Origin of the sequence: Gordonia effusa NBRC 100432 (assembly GCF_000241305.1) — a bacterium.
In the GTDB taxonomy this organism is placed as follows: domain Bacteria; phylum Actinomycetota; class Actinomycetes; order Mycobacteriales; family Mycobacteriaceae; genus Gordonia; species Gordonia effusa.
The window spans coordinates 57,783-79,230 of record NZ_BAEH01000018.1; the positions used below are offsets into that span (position 1 = coordinate 57,783).

The window sequence follows — 21,448 nt, forward strand, 5'->3', positions numbered from 1 at the left end:
CGCTACTTCTTCTGAAGTACCACAACAAGATTCGTGCCGAGGATCTCACGAAGTAGCGGCACCTTCATTACCCACCACATCCAGCCCGGCAGGTATCGCGGGAACGCGGCCAGTACTGTCGCGTCCGATTGCCCGTTCGCCCAACGCAGCCCCGACGTGGCTGTGACGGCGAATAGTGAAGTGCCGTAGAGATTTTTCGGTGGATGGCCGTGGCGGCGGGTATACAACCGTGCGGCGCGGGCCCCGCCGAAATAATGTGTCAGACCCATTTCGTGGCCGCCGAACGGTCCCCACCACAGGGTGTAACTCACGACGACGATGCCGCCGGGCTTGGTGACACGTACCATTTCGTCGGCCATCTGCCAGGGATATCGCGTGTGCTCAACCACATTCGACGACAGACAGATATCCATCGAGTCGGTGGCGAATGGCAACTGCTGGCCCGAGCCCCGGACGCTGGCCCGCTGGTCGATTCCGGCCGCGTGCATTTCCGACGCATCCGGCTCGACCGAAAGATAGTGTGCCCCAACGGCAGTGAACGCGTCCGCGAAGTAGCCCGGCCCACCCCCGACGTCGAGTACGACCGCACCGTCGAGCGACGTGGGGCTAACGCCGGCGACCATTTCGGCGGTGTCGAGAGCGAGCGCACCGTAGAAGCGGTCGGGGTCGGACTGTTCGAACCGGAAGTCGTTGAGTAATCCGACCGACCGGCGAAGTGTGGCGTAGCGACGAAACTTGTTGGGAACCTTCACTGTTCGACCGGAATCTGGTATACGGCGACCGGGAATTTGTCGCCGGCGTACCGATCGACTACCACTCCTCCGAGGCCTTCCGCTATGCGACGACTCGCAATGTTGTCCTCGGCGACGGGATAGCGGAATGCGACGACGTTGTCGCGCTGCTCGTTCGCCCAGTCGCGCGCGGCTGCAACGGCCTTGCGGCCATAGCCGAGTCCGTGGCGATCCTCGCGAATCCAGATACCCAACTCCGGTACATCGGTGTTCGCCTGATGAACGCCGACCTGGCCAAGGAACTCACCGCTATCTGGATCGGTGACCGCGAAAACGTAATCTGTTCCCGCGCTGCGATCTTCGATCCACCTGTGCCAGATAGGCTCGAACTCGGCCAGTGAGGCCGGCGGCTCCCAGCTCATATACCGGGTGAGTGTCGGTGTCATCTGAGCGAAGGAATCGGCCGCGAATTCCGGGCCAAACGGATACAACGCGACGCCCCGACGATCGACGCTCAACTCGGCTGCGATGTCCGATGTGGTGAGCGTTCGCACGCCGATCAGATCGAGGTCTGCCAACCGCTCGACGGTCGCCTGTGACACCGCGTCGGTTACCAAGACAGCGCGAAAGTCGCGCTCGCTGGCGTCGAAAAGTGTTGCGCGCGGGCAATTCGGGAGGTTACAGCCGGCGACAACCACTGTGTCGCAATTATTATCGAGGAGCCAGCGTTCCAAATCGGTGCGGTAGAAGGCACTCCACCGGGGTTTGTAGAGCACTATCTCGCGCGGGCCAATCTCTTGATGAGCCCCCTTCAGCAGATTTTCGACATCCAGGTCGACTTCGCTCGGAAGCAATCCGCGTGTGATCTGTGCGCCGACACTCCCGGGTGCGGCGATCAGCGCGCCGGACTCGACGGCATCCCGGCGTACCGGGTCGACGTCGGCGCCCCCGGGGGAATAGAGACGAATGACATGCACAATGGGCCGCCCGGCCGCCCGAAAGGCGGTTAGAAGCCGGCTGAGCGAATCGACAATCTGCGTGCTGCCGGGTACCGCCTGGGGACCGTCGACAAAATCGCGCTGCATATCGATGACAACCAAAGCCGCGCGGTGCCAATGCGGTACGAGGTAGTCAGGCATAATCGCCGATCCTATCCCGCGGGTACCCTGGTCACCGATGTCGACAAGCTCCGGGCACTTCTCACCGCCGATTCCAGCGAAGATCCTGCTGCTGTGCTGGCGAGACACCGGGCACCCGCAGGGCGGCGGCAGCGAGTTATACCTCCAGCGTGTCGGCCAGCTGCTGGCTAACCGTGGCGCACAGGTGACGCTGCTGACCGCGGCCTATCCGGGTGCGCCGACCGTCGAAGACCGCGACGGAATTCGAATCATCCGCCGAGGAGGCCGGCTCAGCGTCTATCCGAGTGCTCTCGCGACCATCGTCGCCGGACGCGTGGGTCGGGGACCGCTGGCCGACTATTCGCCCGACTTGATCATCGACACCCAGAACGGGGTGCCATTCTTCGCGACGTTGGTTTCCACCGCGCCGACGCTGGTCCTCGTCCACCACTGTCACCGCGAGCAATGGCCGGTCGCCGGACCTCTGCTCGCACGGCTGGGCTGGTTTATCGAATCGCGGTTGTCGCCGTGGGTCCACCGCCACAACCGTTACCTCACGGTGTCCGGGCCGTCGGCGACCGAGCTTGCCGAATTGGGTGTGGATGCCGAGCGAATTACGGTGGTGCGCGCGGGGATCGATCCGGTTCCGGCCATCGCAGCCCCGTCGCCCGACGGTGCCGTACATCTGCTCACCCTGTCCCGGCTGGTCCCGCATAAGCAGATTGAACACGCGCTCACAGTCCTCGCCCAGCTACGGCGCAGCCACCCGCAACTGGTCCTCGACATAGTTGGCAGCGGCTGGTGGGATGACCAATTACGCACGCGTGCAACAAAACTCGGTGTCACCGATCGGGTTGTCTTCCACGGCCACGTCACCGATCAACGTAAACACGAGTTGCTGGCCGGGGCTTATCTGCACCTGATGCCGTCCCAGAAGGAGGGCTGGGGGATAGCGGTTGTCGAGGCGGCCCAACATCGGGTGCCCACCATCGGGTACCGGCGGGCGGCCGGGCTGGTGGACTCGATTAGCCACGAGGAGACCGGATATCTGGTCGACAGTGTCGATGAGCTGGTCAGTGCTACGCGCAAACTTGTCGACGACCCGAGTCAAACTCGTCGACTCGGCGATGCGGCATACCAACGCGCACAAGACTATTCGTGGGAGTCGACGGCAGTGGGAGTTATCGCGGCCGCGGCGCGAGGCGCCGACGAATAGCTGCGCCGACCAGTGCGACGACGGACGCGATGATCGCGCCAATCCACCCGCCGAGCGCGGTGAGTGCCGCGCCGCGCGACGTCGTGGATGCGGCGAAGTCGTTGTGCGGGTTACTGATTCGATAGAGAGTCAGCGTGGGGCCACGGAAGACCGGAACTTCGTTCGACAAGCTCGGCACCGGAGCTGATGCGAGGACCCAGCCGATGCCGAGCGATCCAAGGTCTCCGCCACTGGCCAGCATCCGATGAACGTCGGTGGCCCAGGCAGATCCCGGGTCGATGACTACGCCGTCGACGCGCAGTTCCCCGGACTCGGCGACAGTCGCCCGAACCATCCGTGCCGTCGGGTCAAGGGAGGGGCCGTCGGTGAAGTCGAAGCGCCGCACGGTATCTCCCGGCCACAATGCGATGGCGCCCTCGTCAGCCGAGATCCGGTCGGCAACCGCCCGCCACTCGTCCGGATACCGAACCGGGGTGATTGCCCCGCCGACTCCCCAGACGAGGTCGGGCAACGGGGCCACCACCAATACCAACACCGTGGCGATGGCGAAACCCGCTGGTACCCAACGCTTCAACGCATCGACGAAACCCGCTGCGGCAAGGGCGATCAGTGGAATCGCGAAAATAGCGAACTTCGTCGTGTCCCGGAGCAGTCCAGCGCCAGCTACCGATTCGGTCAACCATTTGAGCGCCGACATACCTGGACCGGCCGACACGCAAACAATCACGGTAAGCGCCCCGCCAGCAAGGGCTAGCGCCGTCACGATGACGGATCTCGCCGAGGAATCTAGTGCATTTCTGGTGTGCCACAGCCACCAAATACCCACCGCCACAACGGCGGTGAACAAGAGGGCGGCCACCGTCGCCCAGCCTGACTGCCGACTGGAGGGCTCCGCGTCGGCATTCCAGATACCCCCGAGGCTGACGGCGGTCAGCAGTCGGCCAAGCCCCGGTTCGGCACGTAACGCGAATGTTGACACCGAAATTGCCGGTGCGGTGGTAACCGAGGTCCCGACGGCGGCCGATACCAGCAACGGCAGTGACCCGATCACGATCGGCGCCGCGCTGAGCATGGCGGCGATACACCGTCGTCGGATGAGCAACGGAATCGACAGTGCCGCTAGGACAACGACACTCCCGATGAGCCAGCCGGACGGTGTCAGCGCCGCCACCAACGTCGCCAGGAACAGAATCGCCCAGTTATGCCACTTGCCCGCTGGCCGGACATCGGAATCCCATGACTCCTTGATTCGCAACGCCGACAACAGAATCCACCCCAGGGCCGCGTACGAGGTGAACAGGCTCCAATGTCCCTGCAGAAGGCGTTCTGCCACGAAGGGATTCCACAGGGCGATGATCGAGGCCGCGGCGACCCCCGTGGCGCCCGCCCCGCGTACCACGCGGCCGGCCAGCAGCCCGTATCCGACGCCCGCCAATAGCAGCGACAGCGTCAGGATCGCGACGACCACCGTTCCGCCGTTAACGACGCTGGACAGCAACGCGATCAGCCCGTCCTGCGGTACCGCGCGGGGCGGATTGCCGCCAATGCCGAGCGTCGAATCGGTGAGGAAGGTGCGCGGCGTCGACACCGCATCGCGGTACAGCAGATAGCCGGGACGCCACAGGGGGGCCATGATCGCGAACGTCGCCACCGCGGACACCAGCCAGGCGGTGAACACTATGCGACGGTCAGACATGTGCACGATTGTCCCGCAGCGGTGAAACCTCCCGTGCCCGGCATCAATACTCTTGTGGTCATGCCTGCGTCGATCACCCGTAGCACCGCGCATGCGCTTGGCTGGGTCACCGCGGGCACGATGACCGCGAATGCGTGCTCCTACCTCGTGCATCTGCCGGCGAGCCGGTGGTTCAGCGAAGCCGAATACGGCGAGTTCGCTGTCGTCCTCGCGTGGCTGCTGGTTGTCGCGGTGCCCGCCCTGGCCTGCCAGGCGGTGATCGCCCGCGAGGCAGTGCGCGGAGTGTCGGACGCGGCGCTGCGCCTCCTCGGCCTGCGACTGACCGCACTCGTCGGTGCCGTGGCATTGGCGGTCGCACCCGTGGCCAGCGCGGTCGCCGACATCGGACTGAACACCGTGTTGCCCGGCGTACTCATCGCGCCGATGCTCACCCTCATCGCTACCGGGCAGGGCATTCTGCAGGGCCGGTACCGCTTCAAAACTCTCGGTATTGTGCTCGCGACAACCGGGGTACTGAGGTCGGTGCCGATGGTCGTCGGTGTCGCGGCGGGGCTTGGCGTCGACGGCGCGCTGTGGGCCGGCATGGTTGGAGCCGGGGTTGCCGCAGGTGTTGTCTGGGTGGCGAGCCACACCGATGTACCCGCACCCACCCCCACCGCGACGCCGGCGGTCTGGACCGTCGTCGCCGCGTCACAGGTGCAGCTCGCACTCGTCGTCGCATCGTCATTGGATCTGCTCATGTCGCGGACCGTGCTCAGTGAAACTGACGCGGGTGTGTACGCGGTCGGTGCCGTCGCATTGAAAGTGGCCTTCTGGCTGCCGCAGGCCGTCGGAGTGGTGTTCTACCCACAGATGGCCGACGTTCGGCATACCCGTCGATCGGTGCGCGGAGCGCTTATCGCGGTGGGCGCGGTCGGCGCGATGCTCATTGTCGCGGCCCTTGTCGGTGGTGGTGTCGTGCCGCTGGTCGTCGGGGCGAAATACGACGACGTCGTCGGTGTGCTGTGGCTGTTTACCTATACCGGCGTTGCGCTGTCTTTGCTGCAGGTATTGCTCTTGGCGACGATCGCGGCGGGCCGCACCCGCTGGTCACTGATCGCGTGGCTGGTGATCCTCGGCGAGGCCGTCGCGATCCTGTTCGTCGCCGACAGCGTCACCGGTCTCATCACCATCGCCGCGGTAGCTGCCACCGTCTCGACGCTCGCGTACGGGGTCACCTTTCGAAGCTGGGCGCCGGGAGCGGAGCGAGCGGGCCCGATTAACTGGGCGCCGGGAGCCGCGTCGCAACAGCACGACCCCGGCCACCAGCGCGATAACTCCGAGCATGCCAGCGATCAACGGGACGATTCGGCCCCAGATGATTTGCGGTCGTGACTGTGCCCGCGCGGTGTCGGTCAGTTCCTTCTGGGATGTGTCGTCATAGCTGAATGACGCGACGAGACTTGGCAATCGGAGGCCACTCAGCGCGGCATTCGTGCCTGGGTTCACGATGCGGTACTCCTGCGCGATGGTGAAGTCGGCGTCGATGATGATCCCGGTCTTGGGGTCGACCGACAGCGACCATTGGCCGCTGCGATGCAATGCGGCCGTCAGCGGTGTCGACGGTGCGACGCCGTCGATCGACCCGAACCACCTGGCCGGTCGGGTGATTAGTGTTCCGGGTTCGGGTCGGTTGTCGACGCCGTACTGCGTCGACAGATCGGTATCGGGGATATCGGCGGTGAATCGAACGGCGTCGAGACCGTTGACGTTGGCGTCGCCGGCAGCGCGCAGCGGAACCGATCGTCGGGTAGCGACGTCGTAGAAGGACAGGCCGGAAGCCGGGTCACGCGGAAATAGATAAGTCACCCCCGCACGCTGGGGCAGCGGCACCGGGGCACGGTTGCTGTCGTACTGGACGGCCGACACCGGGTTAGCGATGGGCGCGGCGCTCCGACGATCGAGCGTGACGCGATCCTTGAAGGCGGTGACGGTCGGGTTGTCGCAATCTTCTGCTGCCTTGCCACCGGCCACTCGGACTGACGTTCCCGCTTGGAGCGTTACGCGATCGGCGTCGGCGGGCCGTACCGCGACGACGCGCTGGCCGGTTAGTAGATCTCCTGTGCGCACCAGCGCGACCGGGGCGTCAAGGGCGCAAGCGTCGAGGAATTTCGTGCCTGGCGCCGACGTCGCGACGACGGTCACGTCGGTATCGAGTGATACCTTGCGGAATTTGTCTACCAGGAAGGTCGGAGCCGCGACCGTCACGGCCAGCAGGAAGGCCGCGAGGAAGATCAATGTCGGTCCGATGAGGTCGCGCGTGGAGAAATGGCTGGCCGCGGGCGTCGACATACTGGCGAGGGTAGTGGGTAGATTGACTCACGATGTCTGTACCCCGCTTCTATCCGCAACTCGAAGGTATGCGCGCCGTCGCAGCACTGGGTGTGCTGTCAACCCACGTCGCGTTTCAGACCGGTGAGGTACAGACCCCAGTGCTCGGTCCGATTCTCGGCCGCCTCGATCTTGCCGTCGCCCTATTCTTCGGACTATCGGGTTTTCTGCTGTGGCGACCGTATGTCGATGCCGCGCATGGCGGACCGCGTCCCGACGTCCGGCGATATCTCACTCATCGGTTCGTACGGATCTGGCCGGCGTATGTGGTGGTCGTCGTCGCTGTGCTGACGCTGCTCCCCGAGGCGCGTAACGCCGACGTCGTCGTATGGGGCGCGAATCTGACGCTCACTCAGATCTTTGTGCCGCTATCGCTGACGGCTGGACTTACGCAGATGTGGAGTCTGTCGGTCGAGGTGATGTTCTATCTGCTGTTGCCGCTGATCGGGTGGGCGATGCTCAGGCTATCGGGATCGCTTGCCCGACAACGTATTCCGATTCTCTGTACGTTCTTCGCGTTGACTCTGCTGTGGGGTCCGCTCGCGTCGATACTGCCGACCCAACCCGGGCTGGAGCCGAAGAACTGGGTCATCGGGCATCTCCCGTGGTTCGGGGCGGGGCTGCTGCTCGCCGAACTCGTCGGCCGAGTCCACGGTGACGAACCATTGCCACGACCCCTGCGAGCGATTGTCGAACTGAGCCGACGCCGCTGGCTGATGTTCGCCGTGCTGGTTATCGCCTATGGCTTGGCCTGTACGCCGTTGGCGGGCCCAACAGGCCTTGGCGCGGTGAACAGTGGTCAGTTCGTCATCAAGATTCTTCTCGGCGCGGTCTGCGGGTATGCGATCTTGGCCCCATTGGTCTTGGCCGACAGCACTTTTCGTTTCCTGGACTCGCCGGTCATGCAGGCACTCGGACGTTGGTCCTATGGCATCTTCATCTGGCATGTCGCGGTATTGGCGGTGGTCTTCGGGCTATTCGGCATCTTGCCCTTCGGCGGCTCGACTCTGCTCGTGTGGGTGCTGACGGTGATTCTCAGTGTCGGCGTCGCCGCGGCTAGTTACGCATTTGTCGAGGAGCCCGCTCGCGCGCGGCTGCGATCTGCTGGAACTGTCCCCGTGGTGCGGGCAGGCGCTATATAGCCGTCTGCTCACGCCACGGGGACATTTTCAGTGGGCTGCCAGGTGCGCGTACCAGCACACCAACTCATATGCCAGATGTGATGCCGCGATGCTGGTGATCTCGGCATGGTCGTATGCGGGCGCCACCTCGACGACGTCGGAGCCGACCAGGTGCAAACCCCGTAGCCCGCGCAGGATTTCCAGAAGTTCGCGGCTGGTCAAACCGCCGGCTTCGGGGGTGCCGGTGCCGGGAGCGTGTGCGGGATCGAGCACATCGATGTCGATGGAGACGTACAACGGCCGGGCACCTACCCGCTGCCGCAGGGCATCGACAATCTCGTCGACGCCGCGTCGGAACACGTCGGCGCTGGTATAGATGCCGAAGCCGAACCGGCGGTCGACCTCGAGATCCTTATGTCCGTAGAGCGGTCCGCGGGTGCCCACGTGGCACAGTGCCTCGGTGTCGAGAATTCCTTCCTCGACGGCGCGGCGAAACGGCGTGCCGTGGGTGTACTCGGCGCCGAAATAGGTATCCCAGGTGTCTAGGTGGGCATCGAAGTGGATCAATGCCACCGGCCCGTGAACCGCTGCGGCAGAACGCAATAGCGGTAGCGCAATGGTGTGATCACCGCCGATGGTGACGAGTTTGACTCCGCTGCGGGCGAATTCACCCGACGCCTGTTCCAACGTGTCGATGGCATCGGCGATATCGAAAGGGTTTATCGCCGCATCCCCGGCGTCGGCCACCTGCACGGTGGCGAATGGTGAGATATCGCTCGCTGGGTTGTAGGGCCGCAGCAGTCGGCTGGCCTCCCGAATACCGGCCGGGCCAAATCGCGCGCCCGGCCGATAAGAGACCCCGCTGTCGAAGGGAACACCCATCACCGCCACGTCGACATGCTCGGTCTCGTCGAGTCGGGGCAGCCGCGCGAAGGTGGCCGGTCCGGCGAATCGGGGCAGTTGGGAAGAGTCGACCGGGCCGATATGGCCGCCTTCGACGATGCGCGGGGTCTGCAGGGCCGGGTGGTGAAATTTCATCTGCGGGTGCCTCCTGCTGTTAATCGAGTTCCACCGGAGCGATGTCGTCGTAAACATCGCCGGGGCCGGGGTTCTCGGCGGCGGTATGTCCGCCGAAGTGAGTCATGATGCCCCACAACGCATTAAGTGCGGTTTGGACGGCTCCCTCGGCCCAGCCGGCGGTCCACGACACGTCGTCGCCCGCGAGGAAGAAACCACGGTATTCGGCCGGGAGCCGGTCCTGCATGAAATGAGTAAAGAGGCGTCGCTGGTAGCGGTAATGGCCGGGTAGATTCGCCTTGAACGCACCCATGAAGTCCCGCTCGGTCTCCCAGGACAGGGTGACCGGCGAGGCGATGATGTGGCTGCGGATATCGACGCCCGGATAGATTTCGGCGAGCGATTTGAGCATGAGATCCATGCGTTCGACCGCGTCGAGTGGGAGTAGTTTGAGCGAGTCGTCAGCCCAGGTATACGACAGACAGATTAGCCCGGGACGATCGTCGCCGTAGTCGAGAAGGTAAGTGCCGCGGCTCATTCGGTCGGTAAGGGTCATACTCATCACTTCGCGGCCGGTCCGCGGATCGATGTCTTTCCAGAACGGTCGGTCGACGAGAACGAACACCTTCGACGATCCCATATAGTGGGTCCGCTCGATGGCGGTCCAGTGATCAATTGGCAGAAGTCGCTCATCGGTGCGGATGGTGTTGAGCAACATCCAGCCCTGGCCGGTGAATACCGCGGCGTCGAAGGTGTCGATACGACCCGACGAGTCGGCGACGGTGACCTTGTCGGGGTGTGTCCGCCGCAATTCGACCACGCGGGGCCGAGTGATGCCGCCGTCGTGTAGCGACTGCACGGATGTACCAGCGGGCCAGTGGGCGGCATTCTGGACGGGCGTCGACCAAAGTCGTTGGGGGAGTTGATTGGAGCCGCCGACGATGCCGCGATGGTGATCATCGGACGCTGTGCATACGACGCGCAGTATCTCGAGAATGGAGTTGGGGAAGTCGGTATCCCAGCCACCCGTGCCGAATCCCACCTGGCCGAAGATCTCCCGCAGGGCGAAACTGCTGAATGCTTCGGACTGGCAGAGGAACCCGTAGAAGGTCGTGTCGTCGTGGCGGCGAACCAGGTCGGACCAGATCGCGCGAACACCAGCCACATCGCGATTGCGGATTGCCGCTCCGAGCTCTTTGGCGCGCGCGTATTCGTCGAGGGTGCGATTCCAGGCGTCGGAAACGTCGGCGTAGATGGTGGGCAGGTCATCAAGGACACGTGCGAAATGCTTGCGGCCCTTGAGATCTACCACCGTGCTCGGCGCCGCCTCGGAAAGCGGGTTAGGGAACGGGGTGGTCTGCAGCCCCATCGCGTCGAGGTAGTGGAATAGCGTTGTCGACGACGGCGGAAACCGCATCGCTCCCATCTCCGCGGTGATCCCCGGATGGCCGTCGAACGGAACCGACCGCATCCGGCCGCCGATCTGATCGGCCTCGTATACCACCGGCCGCAAACCCATTCGGACCAATTCATGTGCGATCAGCGTGCCCGACAATCCGGCACCGATTACCGCGACTCGGGTGCCATGCGCGTAGTCGGGAACCGATCCAATACCCGCGCCGCTCGTCACGTAGTCGTCGTAGGCGAACGGAAAGTCGGGACCGAACATGGTCAGCGTCGTCACGTCATCTGAGCCAATACCATTGGGCGCGATGGGAATCGACACGGATGACTCCTAGTAAAGGTCGGTTCGGCGATCGGCGAGGTGAGTGTTGTCCCTACGCCCGGTGAGCAAGGCATGCGGATCGACATCTGCGACGAGAAGTGTTTCGCCCAGCCCGGCCCGGGCGAGATCGACGCCATCCGGCCCGACGATCACGCTTTGTCCGCAGTACTCGAGCCCATTCTCGACGCCACATCGATTCGCGTAGACGACGAATATCTGATTCTCGTAGGCGCGGGCCGGCACGACGACCCGGCTCACCACGTCGAACGGAGTCATCAACCCGGTCGGCACGAGGAGCACGTCGGTGCCCGCATCAGCATGCGCGCGAACGAATTCGGGGAATTCCACCTCGTAACAGATCGCCAAACCGACTGTGAGGCCGGCGAATCGCGTCTGGGTGACCAGTTGGTCGCCGGCTACGAACAGACTGTGGTCGAGTTCGCCGAAGAGATGCGTCTTGTGGTGCCGGGCCAGCGGCATCCCATCTCGACCGACCAATACGACGGTATTTCGATTGCCGTCGGGACCGATTTCCGGATATCCGTACAGAATCGCGACGCCATGGCGTTGAGCGAGTTCGGAAATCGCCGACGCGAGAGGGCCGTTCGGTGGTTCCGCCCGCTGCCCGGATAGTTCGCCGATGTTGTAGCCGGTCGCGGACATCTCGGGTGTCACCAGTACATCGGCGCCGACATCGGCCGCTGAACGTACCGCCGTCGTGATCGCGGCCAAGTTGTCCTCAGCGGTGATTGCGAGCGCCGGACCCTGCGAGAGGGCGATGCGCACTCGCGCACCGCCACTGTCTTCGATTGAGCCGGACACAATCCCGATGGTGCCACAACTTCGCGGTTGGGGCTGGCGAGTTAGGGGTCAACGCCGTGCGGCTCGCTCCGGTGACAGACCGTCGACCACCACACACAGTTCAGGGCGACCAGCGCGAACAACTGTGGAAGCCAATCGAATCCGTGATAGCCACTGGGCGAATGCCAGGGTCCGGCGGCGAGATACCACGTGGCTGCGATCATGCAGACGAAGGCGACTACCGGGATCGCCTGTTCACGCCGACGGTGCAGTATCCAGCGGTACCCCAGTGCGCCGACCGCGGCGATACCCAGTCCCCACCATCCGCATAACAGCCAGGAAGATACGGCGACACCTAGCGTTCCTACAACCGTGAGCGCGACCGTTGACGATTGCTCGGATGGCTGCGGCACGACGCTCGCTGGTGGTCGGCGGCGCGGCCACCAAGCGGCGGCCAATAGCAGGGCCACCAGTGCCAGGCCGACGCCCAGCGTCCAGCGGTAGAGATTGTCGAAGCGGAATGTGAGGTCAACGACGCCCGACTTTCCGGCCGGCACAATCCAGCCCTGCTGCCAGCCATTAACCGTGATCGAGGTGAGCGGCGACCCGCCGAGATTCGCTCGCCACCCGGAGTTGGCGCTCTCTGGCACGACGATCACCTGAGCACCACGCGTGGCGGTCACCGCTAGTTGCCTATGCGCCTCATCCCATTTCGGCGTCTGCGGCGTGCGGATCGTGGCCGAGGTCGACTCAGCTGCCGCGCCCGAGTCGAGTGCCGAGAGGTCCACTCCCACTACGTTGAACAGGCCGGATGGATTGACCGAAACTTCTTGGCGTCCGGCCGGAAGATGAATGGGCATCGCGTCACACGGCTGCGCGATGACCGGGACGCCGTCACGCAGTGCGCGCGCGGTGGTCGAAACCTTCAGTCGCATAACCTGACCGGCGACCGTGATGCCAATACCCCGATCGCACCCGATCTCTATCTGGCGGTCCAGCGGTGCCGGTCGCGGCGCGGCCGGAAAGACTTCGATCTCGCCAATCCCAGGTGGGGCCGGACGAGCGAATCCCAGCCCATTGACATCGATGAGCGCCGACGACTTGCGGACGGTAATCGAAATACGTTGTGTACGAGCACTTTCGACGTCGACGTAGCCGTCCTGGTCGACTCGGCGAATATGCTTACCATCGCCGGCGTCGACTAATACTTCAACGGGCCGCGCCGGATAGCCTCGCGGGCTGACCAGTCGGAGCCGATCAACGCGTTGTGGCGCAGGAAGGTTGAGTACAACGGTCGGTTGCTTCTTCGGATCTTGCGACTCCGGCGCGGTCCACACAGTGGTGGCATCACCGTCGACGAGAGCCATCGCATTACCGCGCGGATCGGTCACCGCGGCCGGACCGCTTGCGGTCGTTGTTCCCGAAACCGTCAGCGCCGCATTGAGATCAGTGCCCGCTTTGGGGCGAAGTGCAACAGCCGCGCCGACGTCTGTCGTAGCCGGCACGGAGAGCATGCGGGAAAACACGCCGGATGTCTCGGCACTACGACCGACCGCGGGGGAACAGCGGATCGCCGTCGCGTCGGGCACACATGCCGCGCGGCCGTCCAATTCCTGGGACAGGTACCAGCGGGCGACGCGAGTGTCGGTGGGCAGCGACGGTAGGTCGGCGCGAAAACGGATGTCCAGCGGTGTGCCGCTTGCGAGGTCACGAACCCCGATCTCGCTGAGCGCGAACTGATTACCCGCGACGCCGCCCTGTACTCGTAGCGCTCGGATCTTGATGGACGAGGTAGGTCCGCCGGGCAAGGTTACGGTTACCGGTTCACCTGGTTCGATGCCCTGGGCAACCGCGGTACCGGTATCGGTGGCGACCACGATGCCGGTGACGTCGGGACCGATGGCCTTGTGGGTGGTCAGGGTGAGCGCGAGATTTGACCGGGGGGCGTCGAAGTTCAGCTGTAGCCATTGGCCGACGGCGGCGTCGAGACCTGCGCTGATCCACGACGTGTCGATGTTGTGATCGAACGCTGCGGCCGGCGAGTCTGCAGGCGAGGTCTGTCCGGGTTGTGTTGCGTCCGAGGCGGATCCGGATGTGGTGACCCAGACCCGGTCGGGCTCGTTGTTCAGCAGCCAACGTCCGGTCACCAGTGATTGGCCGGCAACCGGGTAGTCGGCTACGGCATTCTTTGTTCGGCGCGGATCGGTCACCGATCGAGTCGACGAGTTGTGATCATCGACGCGACCGAAATCGGTTTCGCGATTGACGGGAGTATCGGTGACGGTCAGCGGTGCCCTGGACAGTCCGGCGCGTCGGGCATCGGCGTCGAAGATCACCGGGCCGAGAGCGGGAAATCCCCGGCGAGCGCGATAATCCTGCAGGGCGGCAAGGGATTCGGGGCCACCGCTTATCCGCGGCAGGCTATCGAGATCAGTAAGTACCGGTCCGGTGCCGTCGAACGCAACACCGCCGGTCACGGCAAAAATCTGAATCGCCGGCATTTTTGGCCGTAACCCGTCGTCGACGACGACTCCGTCGACGGTTGTCGGACCGACGTCGGGTCCGAATTGCGCGACCTTACGCAGTCCGGGTGACCCTGCCAGGGCATGCTGCGCCAATAGTGGTCGGGCCGAACGTGATTCAGTCGGGGTGAGGTCGGCTCGAAGGACGACGTATCCGATGCCCTGCTGTGCGAGGGTGGCGGCGAGTCCCGGGGAGGGGCGACCGTCGGCGATGGCGCGCTGTACCGAGTCCATCGCTCGGATGGCTTCGGGCGGCACTAACGGAATGGAGTCACGAACCGCCCACGGTGTAGTCGCGAGCGGCTGGATCGGTTCGTCGCGAGTGAAACCCCAGAGTTGTTGTGCGAAGGGTGATCCGGGTACCACTAGCGCCCGGCTGGGATGTGTGAAGTTCGCGCCTGCGGCTTGCTGATCCAAGAACCGTGCCGTATCGCGCCAGTAGCCGGGCAGATCGCGATAGGTGTCGTTTCCGGCCAGGCCGCCGGTCCAGGCGACCGAGCCGGCGCCGAGTAGCGCGACGAGAATGACGATACTCGCCGCGGCAGTCTTCGACTTCTGAGGATGTGCCAAGGCGGACAACGATTTTCGAAGTGGCACTGCGCCGGGAAGCGGTGCGCGCGCGAGTAGGTGTGCCAAGCCGAGTACGGCGGGAATCCGAATCAGCGGCTCGAGTTTGTGTACATTGCGCAGTGGCGCGCCGGCGCCGTCGAGGAATACCCGGATGGGTTCGGCGATCGGTGATCCGAGCCCGCCGACGTAACCGATGCAGATCAGCACAATCCCGACGGTCGCGATGACAACGAACCGACGTCGAAAAGGCATCTGCCGCATCGATAATCCGGCCAGACCGGCGGCTACCACTATGCCGGTAGCCACGACGGCGGCCGGCTGGGTCACCAGAATCGACCCGGCGACTCGCTCGGGGGAGACGAATGGTGTCCACGAACTCGTTCCGCGCAAGACCTCGGACAGCGAGGTCCATTCTGTTGTGACACGCGAGGATTCGATGTAGTCGAGGAATGGTGGGCTTACTCGCGAGAGAATCAGCAGCGGCACGACCCACCACGCGCAAGCCGCGACGGCGCCGCTGATCCACCAGGCGCCGAATCGAGCCCAACGCGCGGTTGGGCGGTGCATCAGATACCAGAGAATCGATACGCCGCAGGCGGCTACGGTCGCCACCGCATTGACCGCACCCATGAGTGCGATGGCAGCGGCCGACTGAAAAGCCAGACGCCACAACGGTGGATCAGCGTCGGAACGGTCGGAATCGAGTGCGCGGATCACGGGTATCAGCACCCAGGGGGCCAACATCATCGGCAACGTCTCCGACGAGATGGACCCAAGCGTCGTCAAGACACGAGGACTCAAGACGAATGCGGTGGCCGCGATCAGCCGCGACGTCGGCGATCCGACGCCGATCAGTTCGGCGAGCCGCACGATCCCCACGAAGCCGATGAAGAGCAGCACCGCCCACCACAGCCGCTGCGTCACCCACGGAGGCAGGTGGCACAGTTCGCCGAGTGCGTAGAAGGCGCCGTGCGGAAAGAAGTAGCCGTAGGCCTGGTTCTGCACCTGACCCATCGGAGCGGTCGGTGTCCAGAGATGTACTGCGCGCTGAAGGAAACCTAATGGATTAGCGGTCAGGTCGAGTTTGGTGTCCGCGGCCAGGCGTCCGGGAGCCTGGGCGAAGGACAGAAGCAGTGCCGCCAGCGCTACCCATGCCACGCCGCGACGTGACAATGCCGGCTGCGCCATCGGCTAGTTGTTGCTATTGCCGCCGTCGCCGCGCGAACCGTAGTCGACGGACCCCTGAATGAAGCCGTTATTGGGATTGACGTTGTTGAGGTCTGTTGCCGGGCTGTTGTCGGCGCTCAGCAGTCCACCCAGAACAACCGAACCCAACCCGATGATGACGCCCGCCACTGCGGCGACGGCACCTGCTATCAGTCGGTTCGAGGTCATGGCGACGAAGTTACCATCCCGAACCTGTGTGTCTGATGATGCGCGCGGGCTTAGGGATGCACGACGGGCGGCTGATCACAGTGTTCGGGGACCACGAATACCGGTCGATGACAGTGTTGCAGGACCCGCTGCGCGACGCTGCTGTGCAACAAAGCGCGTAATCCCGACGAGCCCCGCGTGCCGGTGACCAGCAGATCGACCTTCAGCGCGTCGGCAGCCGCGACAAGTGCGCCCCACACCGTCGACTCCACTTCGACCAGCGAACCTTTCGCCGTCAGCCCGCTTGCCGCGGCCAATTCCAGACCGCGGGTATTGATCGTTTGCGCTTCGGCGCGGATAGCTTCGTCGATGTCGGCATCGAGGGTGGTGTCCGGCAATGGCCCAAATCCGGCCGCGAGGCTGGACAGGCGTGCCGGGCTCGCCGACCCCGGTTCCCAGGCGGTCACCACGTAGGCGTCGTTGGAGTTGAGGAACCTGCCGGCGTACTCGATGGCACGATCAGCGTTCGATGAACCGTCGTAGGCGATCATCATGACGGTTCGGGGATTTTCCTGCGAGTGGTCGCCACTCATGGCCCCAGGGTAGTGCAGGGACGGGATCGACGGTGGCGGTTTCGACGCCGGTACCCGCGGCGGGTGGGTACATGTCAGACTCGTGGGCATGGCATTTTCCAGGATGACGGTTGCGAAGCTGCGTCGTACCGCGATGTGCGCGGTGAGCGTGGGCATCGCGGCAACCACGGCGGTTGCCTGTACGAGCGGAGATTCAGCCGGACCGAGTCCGGTGTCGAGTACATCGGTGTATACCTCGGCAGCGTCGAGTTCGAGTGCCGCGCCGTCCGCGTTGCCGGTCGCCAATGGTTGTGGTGCAACGGAACTCGCGAAGATGACCCGGCGGGAAAAGCTCGCACAGATGCTTGTCGTCGGCGTGACAGGGGCCGCCGACGCCGAGCGGATCGTTCAGTCGGAGAAGGTCGGCGGGTTGTTCATCGGCAGCTGGACCGATCTGTCGATCTTGACTTCCGGTGCGGTGCAACGTATTTCACGTAAGTCCAAAACACCCTTGATGGTCACTGTCGACCATGAGGGCGGTCGGGTGTCGCGGCTCAGCAAGATCGGTGTCGACAGCCCGTCGGCGCGGGAACTCGCCGCGACCAAGACCCCGGCGCAGACCCGAGCCCTCGCGGCGTCGGTCGGCAAACAGCTCAAACGACTCGGAATCACCGTCGACTTCGCACCGGACGCCGACGTCAGCAACGAGTCCGCCGATGAAGTGATCGGCGACCGGTCATTCTCGAATGATCCGGCGACAGTGACCAAATACGCGCAGGCGTTCGCGCAGGGGCTGCAGGACGCCGGCATCATGCCGGTCTTCAAACACTTCCCCGGTCACGGCCACGGATCGGGGGACTCGCATACGGGAACCGTGCGTACGCCACCGCTCGCGCAACTGCGCACCAGCGACTTGGTGCCCTATCGGACGCTGCTCAAGATGCCCGGCGTCGGTGCGATGGTCGGCCATCTCATCGTGCCGGGTCTGACCGGTACCGAGTTGCCCGCGAGTGTGAACGCACGCGCCATCGGCATGCTGCGGACCGGCAAGGGGTACGGCGGGCCGCCGTTTAACGGCGTTGTCTTCTCCGACGATCTGTCGGGGATGGCCGCTATCAGCGCCAAATATCCGATTGAGCAGGCGGTTCCGATGGCGTTGCGTGCTGGCAGCGACATCGCCCTATGGCTGTCGACCGATAAGGTGCCGACCGTTCTGGATGCGCTGGAACGCGCGATGGATCGCGGGACGTTGTCGTCGGCGCGGGTTGATCGCTCGGTGGTGCGGATTCTGCGGGCTAAGGGCGTGTTGACCTGCTGAGTCGTGGTCTGTTTCGGCGTGGGAGGCCCATCACATATTACTGACTGGTAAGTTTGGACGACAAGGTACGACTGAATCTTCGTTGGAGGTGACCCGATGGCCGGTGGAACCAAACGCCTGCCACGGGCTGTACGCGAGCAGCAGATGCTCGACGCCGCGGTCACCGTCTTCGCCGACAACGGCTTCCGGGAGACGTCGATGGACTCCATCGCCGCCAAGGCCGAGATCTCCAAGCCGATGTTGTATCTGTACTACGGCTCAAAGGAAGAGTTGTTCGCGGCCTGCATCGATCGCGAGTCGTCGAAGTTCATGGATGCGATGGCCGTCGGGTTCAATCCGGCTCTGCGGCAACGTGATCAGGCACGCACCGTTATCAAGGAATTCCTGAGGTTCGTCGATCAGAATCAGGAATCGTGGCGAGTGCTGTACCGAGTCGCGGTCGGCACGACGACGTTTGCCGATCTTGTCGCGACCAGTCGTCAGCGGATCACCGAGATGGTCGCCGAACTCATCAGACGTGGAACCACTGTGAGTAGCGCGCAGGAGATTGACTTCGAACTCACCGCCGTCGCGCTCGTCGGAGCAGGCGAAGCGGTCGCCGACCGAATTTCCGAAGGTGACGTTGACCTGGAGACGGCAACCGACCTACTGGTCGGGATCACCTGGCGCGGACTGAAAGGCGTTGGGACGCACGGGAATGTAGAACCTGCCGAATAGCTGATTCTGGCTGCCGGTGGTCGAGTGCCCCACAGCTAGCCGAGTACCCCCTCAGGTGGTCGAGTACCCCCAACCGGTGGTCGAGTACCCCCAACCGGTGGTCGAGTGCCGAGGAGCGCTAGCGACGAGGTGTATCGAGACCCCGCAACCACCGCCTAAACTCTCGACCACCAACGAAAAACGCACCGAGGGCAGTAACCCTCGGTGCGTTTCTACGAACCAGAACTGATACCTACAGTGCCCGCACTGTCGCGGTCAGATGCGGATATCCCTTGCGGCGGTTCAGCAACGAGATGTCGTAGCCGATGCCGTCGGCGTCGCTTGCCTTGTGTGTGTACAAATTCACCTTGGCGGGCAACAGGATCGGCTTGCCGAAGCGCACCTTGTACTCGACCGCCTCGGGCAATTGAGCCTCGACGTTGGCGATCGACGCTGCGGCACTCCACATTCCGTGGGCGATGGCCTGCGGGAAGCCAAAAGCCTTGGCGGACAGGTTGGACATGTGGATCGGGTTGCGATCGCCCGACGCTTCCGCATAATTGCGGATCTGTCCGAGGTTGACCGCCAAAACCGCGTCCGGCGGCGGGGGAGTGGTCTCCTTGGGGACCGGTCCACGCTCGCCACCGGACAAGCTGGTCCGTTGCTGCGACAGGAAGGTGCCGGTCTGTTCGGCGACCAACTCGTTGCCGACGTGAAAGCGCGAGGTGATGTCGATCAGCATGCCCTTGCGATGCTCGCGCAGATCATGCGCTCGCGTCGAAATCGACAGCGGCTCACCATTCTCGATCAGGCGGTAGCGGCGAATCTTGTTCTCCGCGTGGACCGAACCTACTGCGCCGAACGGGAACTTCGGATCGACGAGTGTCTTCATGACCAGTGGGAACTGGAGAACGAACGGGTAGGTCAGCGGCAGATGCGGACCGAACTGCAAGCCGGTCGTGCGGCAATATTCCTGCTGCCGACCCAGATCGGTCGGTACGTTCGTCAACTTGTAGACAACGTCGGGCAGGTTGGCATCAGCCTTGATCGGTCCCGACTTGCCGATTATCGGAAGCAGTGCCTGGATAGCGCGGCTGTATAGCGCGGCGTTCGACGGCGCCTTATCGAGCGTGATCACTTTACTCATCACGCACCCAGGAGGCTCTGGCCGCAAACGCGAACCACGTTGCCAGTCACCGCATTCGACGCTGGGCTGGCGAAATATGCGACAGTCTCGGCGACGTCGATCGTCTGACCGCCCTGCTGCAGCGAGTTCATCCGACGACCGACCTCGCGAGTCGCCAGCGGGATGGCCGCGGTCATCGCGGTCTCGATGAAGCCGGGTGCCACCGCGTTGATGGTGATGCCCTTCTTGGCGAGGATCGGCGCGTAGGCGTCGACCAGGCCGATGACACCGGCCTTGGAGGCGCCGTAGTTGGTCTGGCCGCGGTTACCCGCGATGCCGGCGATAGAGGAGACGTCGACGACGGCGCCACCCTTGCGCAGAGCATTCTTAGCGACCAATTCGTCGACTAGACGTTGCGGCGCAATGAGATTCACACCGATAACGGAATTCCAGCGAGCGTCGTCCATGTTGGCGAGCAGCTTGTCGCGGGTGATGCCGGCATTGTTGACGATGATATCGACGCCGCCGTGACGCTCCAGGACGTGCTCGGCGAGCTTGGTGCCGGCGTCGTCGGCGGTGACGTCGAGCGGGAATGCCGTGCCCTTCACCTTGTTGGCGGTCTCCGACAGTGCCTCACCGGCGCCCGGGATGTCGGCGGCGATGACGTGGGCGCCGTCGCGGGCCAGGACTTCGGCGATGGTGGCGCCGATGCCCCGGGCGGCGCCGGTCACCACGGCGACCTTGCCGGCCAGCGGCTTGTCCCAATCCGCGGGGGCGGTGGAATCGGCGTCGCCGATCCGGATCACCTGGGCATCGACGTAGGCCGACTTACCCGACAGCAGGAATCGAATAGTCGATTCGACACCCGACAGGCCGGTCTTGGCCTTGGGCGACACGTAAACGAGCTGGGCGGTCGCGCCGTTGCGCAGTTCTTTGCCGAGTGAGCGGGTGAAGCCTTCGAGGGCGCGCTGGGCGATCTGCTCGTCGGGCTTGCGGGTCAGTTCCGGTGTGGTGCCCAGGACTACGAAGCGTGCGGAGTTCCCACTCGAACGCATCGCGGGCGCGAAGAACTCGTACAGCGCGGCCAGGCCGGCCGAGTCGGTGATGCCGGTGGCGTCGAAGACGACGGCGCCGAGCTTGTCGGCGCCACGGCCGGTGGTGTTGTTGCTGATCAGGTCGTAGCCTGAACCGTCGGAGCCCAGGATCTCCCGGAGCGGCTCGACCAGACGGCCTTCGCCGCCGAGCAGAACCGGTCCGCCCAGAGCGGGCTTCGACGCCGAGTATCGGCGCAGGCTCGGGGGCTGGGGCAGGCCGACGCGGCTCGCGATGAACGAACCGGGGCCCGAAGTGACGAATGTTGAGTACAGATCGGTGCTGCCTTTGGCGGACACTGCGACTCCTTCGAGGGGTGTGTGCGGTCGGCTGTGATGAAAGCGACCGGGGGGTTAGGTCGACAGGGAACTTACTGATGAGT

The 21,448-nt window shown here is 64.1% G+C and carries 16 protein-coding genes and 1 pseudogene; 4 read left to right on the top strand and 13 right to left on the bottom strand.

Translation table 11 applies throughout. The annotated features are described in order from the left end of the window. Positions 1 to 2: 2 nt before the first annotated feature. The 3 genes and pseudogenes from GOEFS_RS02775 to GOEFS_RS23740 all read right to left on the bottom strand — a co-directional run. Complete coding sequence (locus GOEFS_RS02775) at positions 3 to 752, bottom strand: class I SAM-dependent methyltransferase (RefSeq protein WP_007316354.1); 750 nt, start codon at positions 750 to 752, stop codon at positions 3 to 5. Beyond that, complete coding sequence (locus GOEFS_RS23735) at positions 749 to 1,249, bottom strand: GNAT family N-acetyltransferase (protein WP_373278182.1); 501 nt, start codon at positions 1,247 to 1,249, stop codon at positions 749 to 751. The genes GOEFS_RS02775 and GOEFS_RS23735 overlap by 4 nt, the downstream gene beginning before the upstream one ends. After that, positions 1,244 to 1,870 (bottom strand): annotated as a pseudogene (locus GOEFS_RS23740) (cysteine hydrolase family protein); the annotation flags it as partial. The pseudogene GOEFS_RS23740 and the gene GOEFS_RS23735, both read right to left, overlap by 6 nt. Before the next feature lie 37 nt (positions 1,871 to 1,907). Here GOEFS_RS23740 and GOEFS_RS02785 point away from each other — a divergent pair. Beyond that, positions 1,908 to 3,065 carry a glycosyltransferase family 4 protein gene (locus GOEFS_RS02785; protein ID WP_007316356.1) on the top strand — a complete coding sequence of 386 codons (1,158 nt, stop codon included), beginning with the start codon at positions 1,908 to 1,910 and terminating at the stop codon, positions 3,063 to 3,065. Here GOEFS_RS02785 and GOEFS_RS02790 read toward each other — a convergent pair. Continuing rightward, positions 3,031 to 4,761, bottom strand: coding sequence for an MmpA family trehalose lipid delivery protein (locus GOEFS_RS02790; RefSeq protein ID WP_040524354.1), 1,731 nt, complete (start codon positions 4,759 to 4,761; stop codon positions 3,031 to 3,033). The genes GOEFS_RS02785 and GOEFS_RS02790 overlap by 35 nt on opposite strands. 1,089 nt (positions 4,762 to 5,850) lie before the next feature. Next, positions 5,851 to 7,092 carry a cell envelope lipid trafficking protein PgfA gene (gene pgfA, locus GOEFS_RS22735; protein ID WP_083837216.1) on the bottom strand — a complete coding sequence of 414 codons (1,242 nt, stop codon included), beginning with the start codon at positions 7,090 to 7,092 and terminating at the stop codon, positions 5,851 to 5,853. A gap of 32 nt (positions 7,093 to 7,124) precedes the next feature. On the opposite strand from pgfA, the gene GOEFS_RS02805 reads away from it, so the two are divergent. Further along, positions 7,125 to 8,273: an acyltransferase family protein gene (locus tag GOEFS_RS02805; protein ID WP_007316359.1), complete on the top strand. Its 1,149-nt coding sequence runs from the start codon at positions 7,125 to 7,127 to the stop codon at positions 8,271 to 8,273. Between the two features lie 27 nt (positions 8,274 to 8,300). Here GOEFS_RS02805 and speB read toward each other — a convergent pair whose 3' ends face one another. The 6 genes from speB to GOEFS_RS02835 all read right to left on the bottom strand — a co-directional run bounded on the left by speB (position 8,301) and on the right by GOEFS_RS02835 (position 16,855). Next, positions 8,301 to 9,290 (bottom strand): agmatinase, encoded by a 990-nt coding sequence (gene speB, locus GOEFS_RS02810; protein ID WP_007316360.1) that lies wholly within the window; start codon positions 9,288 to 9,290, stop codon positions 8,301 to 8,303. 19 nt (positions 9,291 to 9,309) lie between these two features. Continuing rightward, positions 9,310 to 10,995 (bottom strand): flavin monoamine oxidase family protein, encoded by a 1,686-nt coding sequence (locus GOEFS_RS02815; RefSeq protein WP_007316361.1) that lies wholly within the window; start codon positions 10,993 to 10,995, stop codon positions 9,310 to 9,312. A gap of 9 nt (positions 10,996 to 11,004) precedes the next feature. After that, on the bottom strand, positions 11,005 to 11,781 hold the full coding sequence (locus tag GOEFS_RS02820; protein ID WP_007316362.1) for a carbon-nitrogen hydrolase family protein: 777 nt from the start codon (positions 11,779 to 11,781) through the stop codon (positions 11,005 to 11,007). Positions 11,782 to 11,858: 77 nt separating this feature from the next. Then, positions 11,859 to 16,076: an alpha-(1->3)-arabinofuranosyltransferase domain-containing protein gene (locus GOEFS_RS02825; protein ID WP_007316363.1), complete on the bottom strand. Its 4,218-nt coding sequence runs from the start codon at positions 16,074 to 16,076 to the stop codon at positions 11,859 to 11,861. A 3-nt stretch (positions 16,077 to 16,079) separates the two neighbouring features. Beyond that, positions 16,080 to 16,283, bottom strand: coding sequence for a DUF2613 family protein (locus GOEFS_RS02830; RefSeq protein WP_007316364.1), 204 nt, complete (start codon positions 16,281 to 16,283; stop codon positions 16,080 to 16,082). 50 nt (positions 16,284 to 16,333) lie between these two features. Then, a complete protein-coding gene (locus GOEFS_RS02835; RefSeq protein ID WP_245549755.1) occupies positions 16,334 to 16,855 on the bottom strand; it encodes a universal stress protein in 522 nt (173 codons plus the stop codon). 88 nt (positions 16,856 to 16,943) lie between these two features. On the opposite strand from GOEFS_RS02835, the gene GOEFS_RS02840 reads away from it, so the two are divergent. Further along, a complete protein-coding gene (locus GOEFS_RS02840) occupies positions 16,944 to 18,152 on the top strand; it encodes a glycoside hydrolase family 3 N-terminal domain-containing protein (protein ID WP_170323123.1) in 1,209 nt (402 codons plus the stop codon). Positions 18,153 to 18,248: 96 nt separating this feature from the next. Next, positions 18,249 to 18,869, top strand: coding sequence for a TetR/AcrR family transcriptional regulator (locus GOEFS_RS02845; RefSeq protein ID WP_007316367.1), 621 nt, complete (start codon positions 18,249 to 18,251; stop codon positions 18,867 to 18,869). A gap of 232 nt (positions 18,870 to 19,101) precedes the next feature. On the opposite strand, the gene GOEFS_RS02850 is transcribed toward GOEFS_RS02845, so the two are convergent. Together GOEFS_RS02850 and GOEFS_RS02855 are read right to left on the bottom strand one after the other, a co-directional pair. Beyond that, positions 19,102 to 19,995 carry a MaoC/PaaZ C-terminal domain-containing protein gene (locus GOEFS_RS02850; protein WP_040524359.1) on the bottom strand — a complete coding sequence of 298 codons (894 nt, stop codon included), beginning with the start codon at positions 19,993 to 19,995 and terminating at the stop codon, positions 19,102 to 19,104. Further along, positions 19,995 to 21,365 carry a 3-oxoacyl-ACP reductase gene (locus GOEFS_RS02855; RefSeq protein WP_007316369.1) on the bottom strand — a complete coding sequence of 457 codons (1,371 nt, stop codon included), beginning with the start codon at positions 21,363 to 21,365 and terminating at the stop codon, positions 19,995 to 19,997. Before GOEFS_RS02855 ends, GOEFS_RS02850 begins: the two co-directional genes overlap by 1 nt. Positions 21,366 to 21,448: the final 83 nt, after the last annotated feature.

Excerpts from the sequence above, each read along its gene's own strand:
- GOEFS_RS02785 (WP_007316356.1), top strand. The coding sequence starts at position 1,908 with ATGTCGACAAGCTCCGGGCACTTCTCACCGCCGATTCCAGCGAAGATC.
- GOEFS_RS02790 (WP_040524354.1), bottom strand. The coding sequence starts at position 4,761 with ATGTCTGACCGTCGCATAGTGTTCACCGCCTGGCTGGTGTCCGCGGTG.
- pgfA (WP_083837216.1), bottom strand. The coding sequence starts at position 7,092 with ATGTCGACGCCCGCGGCCAGCCATTTCTCCACGCGCGACCTCATCGGA.
- GOEFS_RS02805 (WP_007316359.1), top strand. The coding sequence starts at position 7,125 with ATGTCTGTACCCCGCTTCTATCCGCAACTCGAAGGTATGCGCGCCGTC.
- speB (WP_007316360.1), bottom strand. The coding sequence starts at position 9,290 with ATGAAATTTCACCACCCGGCCCTGCAGACCCCGCGCATCGTCGAAGGC.
- GOEFS_RS02825 (WP_007316363.1), bottom strand. The coding sequence starts at position 16,076 with ATGGCGCAGCCGGCATTGTCACGTCGCGGCGTGGCATGGGTAGCGCTG.
- GOEFS_RS02830 (WP_007316364.1), bottom strand. The coding sequence starts at position 16,283 with ATGACCTCGAACCGACTGATAGCAGGTGCCGTCGCCGCAGTGGCGGGC.
- GOEFS_RS02835 (WP_245549755.1), bottom strand. The coding sequence starts at position 16,855 with ATGAGTGGCGACCACTCGCAGGAAAATCCCCGAACCGTCATGATGATC.
- GOEFS_RS02840 (WP_170323123.1), top strand. The coding sequence starts at position 16,944 with ATGGCATTTTCCAGGATGACGGTTGCGAAGCTGCGTCGTACCGCGATG.
- GOEFS_RS02845 (WP_007316367.1), top strand. The coding sequence starts at position 18,249 with ATGGCCGGTGGAACCAAACGCCTGCCACGGGCTGTACGCGAGCAGCAG.
- GOEFS_RS02850 (WP_040524359.1), bottom strand. The coding sequence starts at position 19,995 with ATGAGTAAAGTGATCACGCTCGATAAGGCGCCGTCGAACGCCGCGCTA.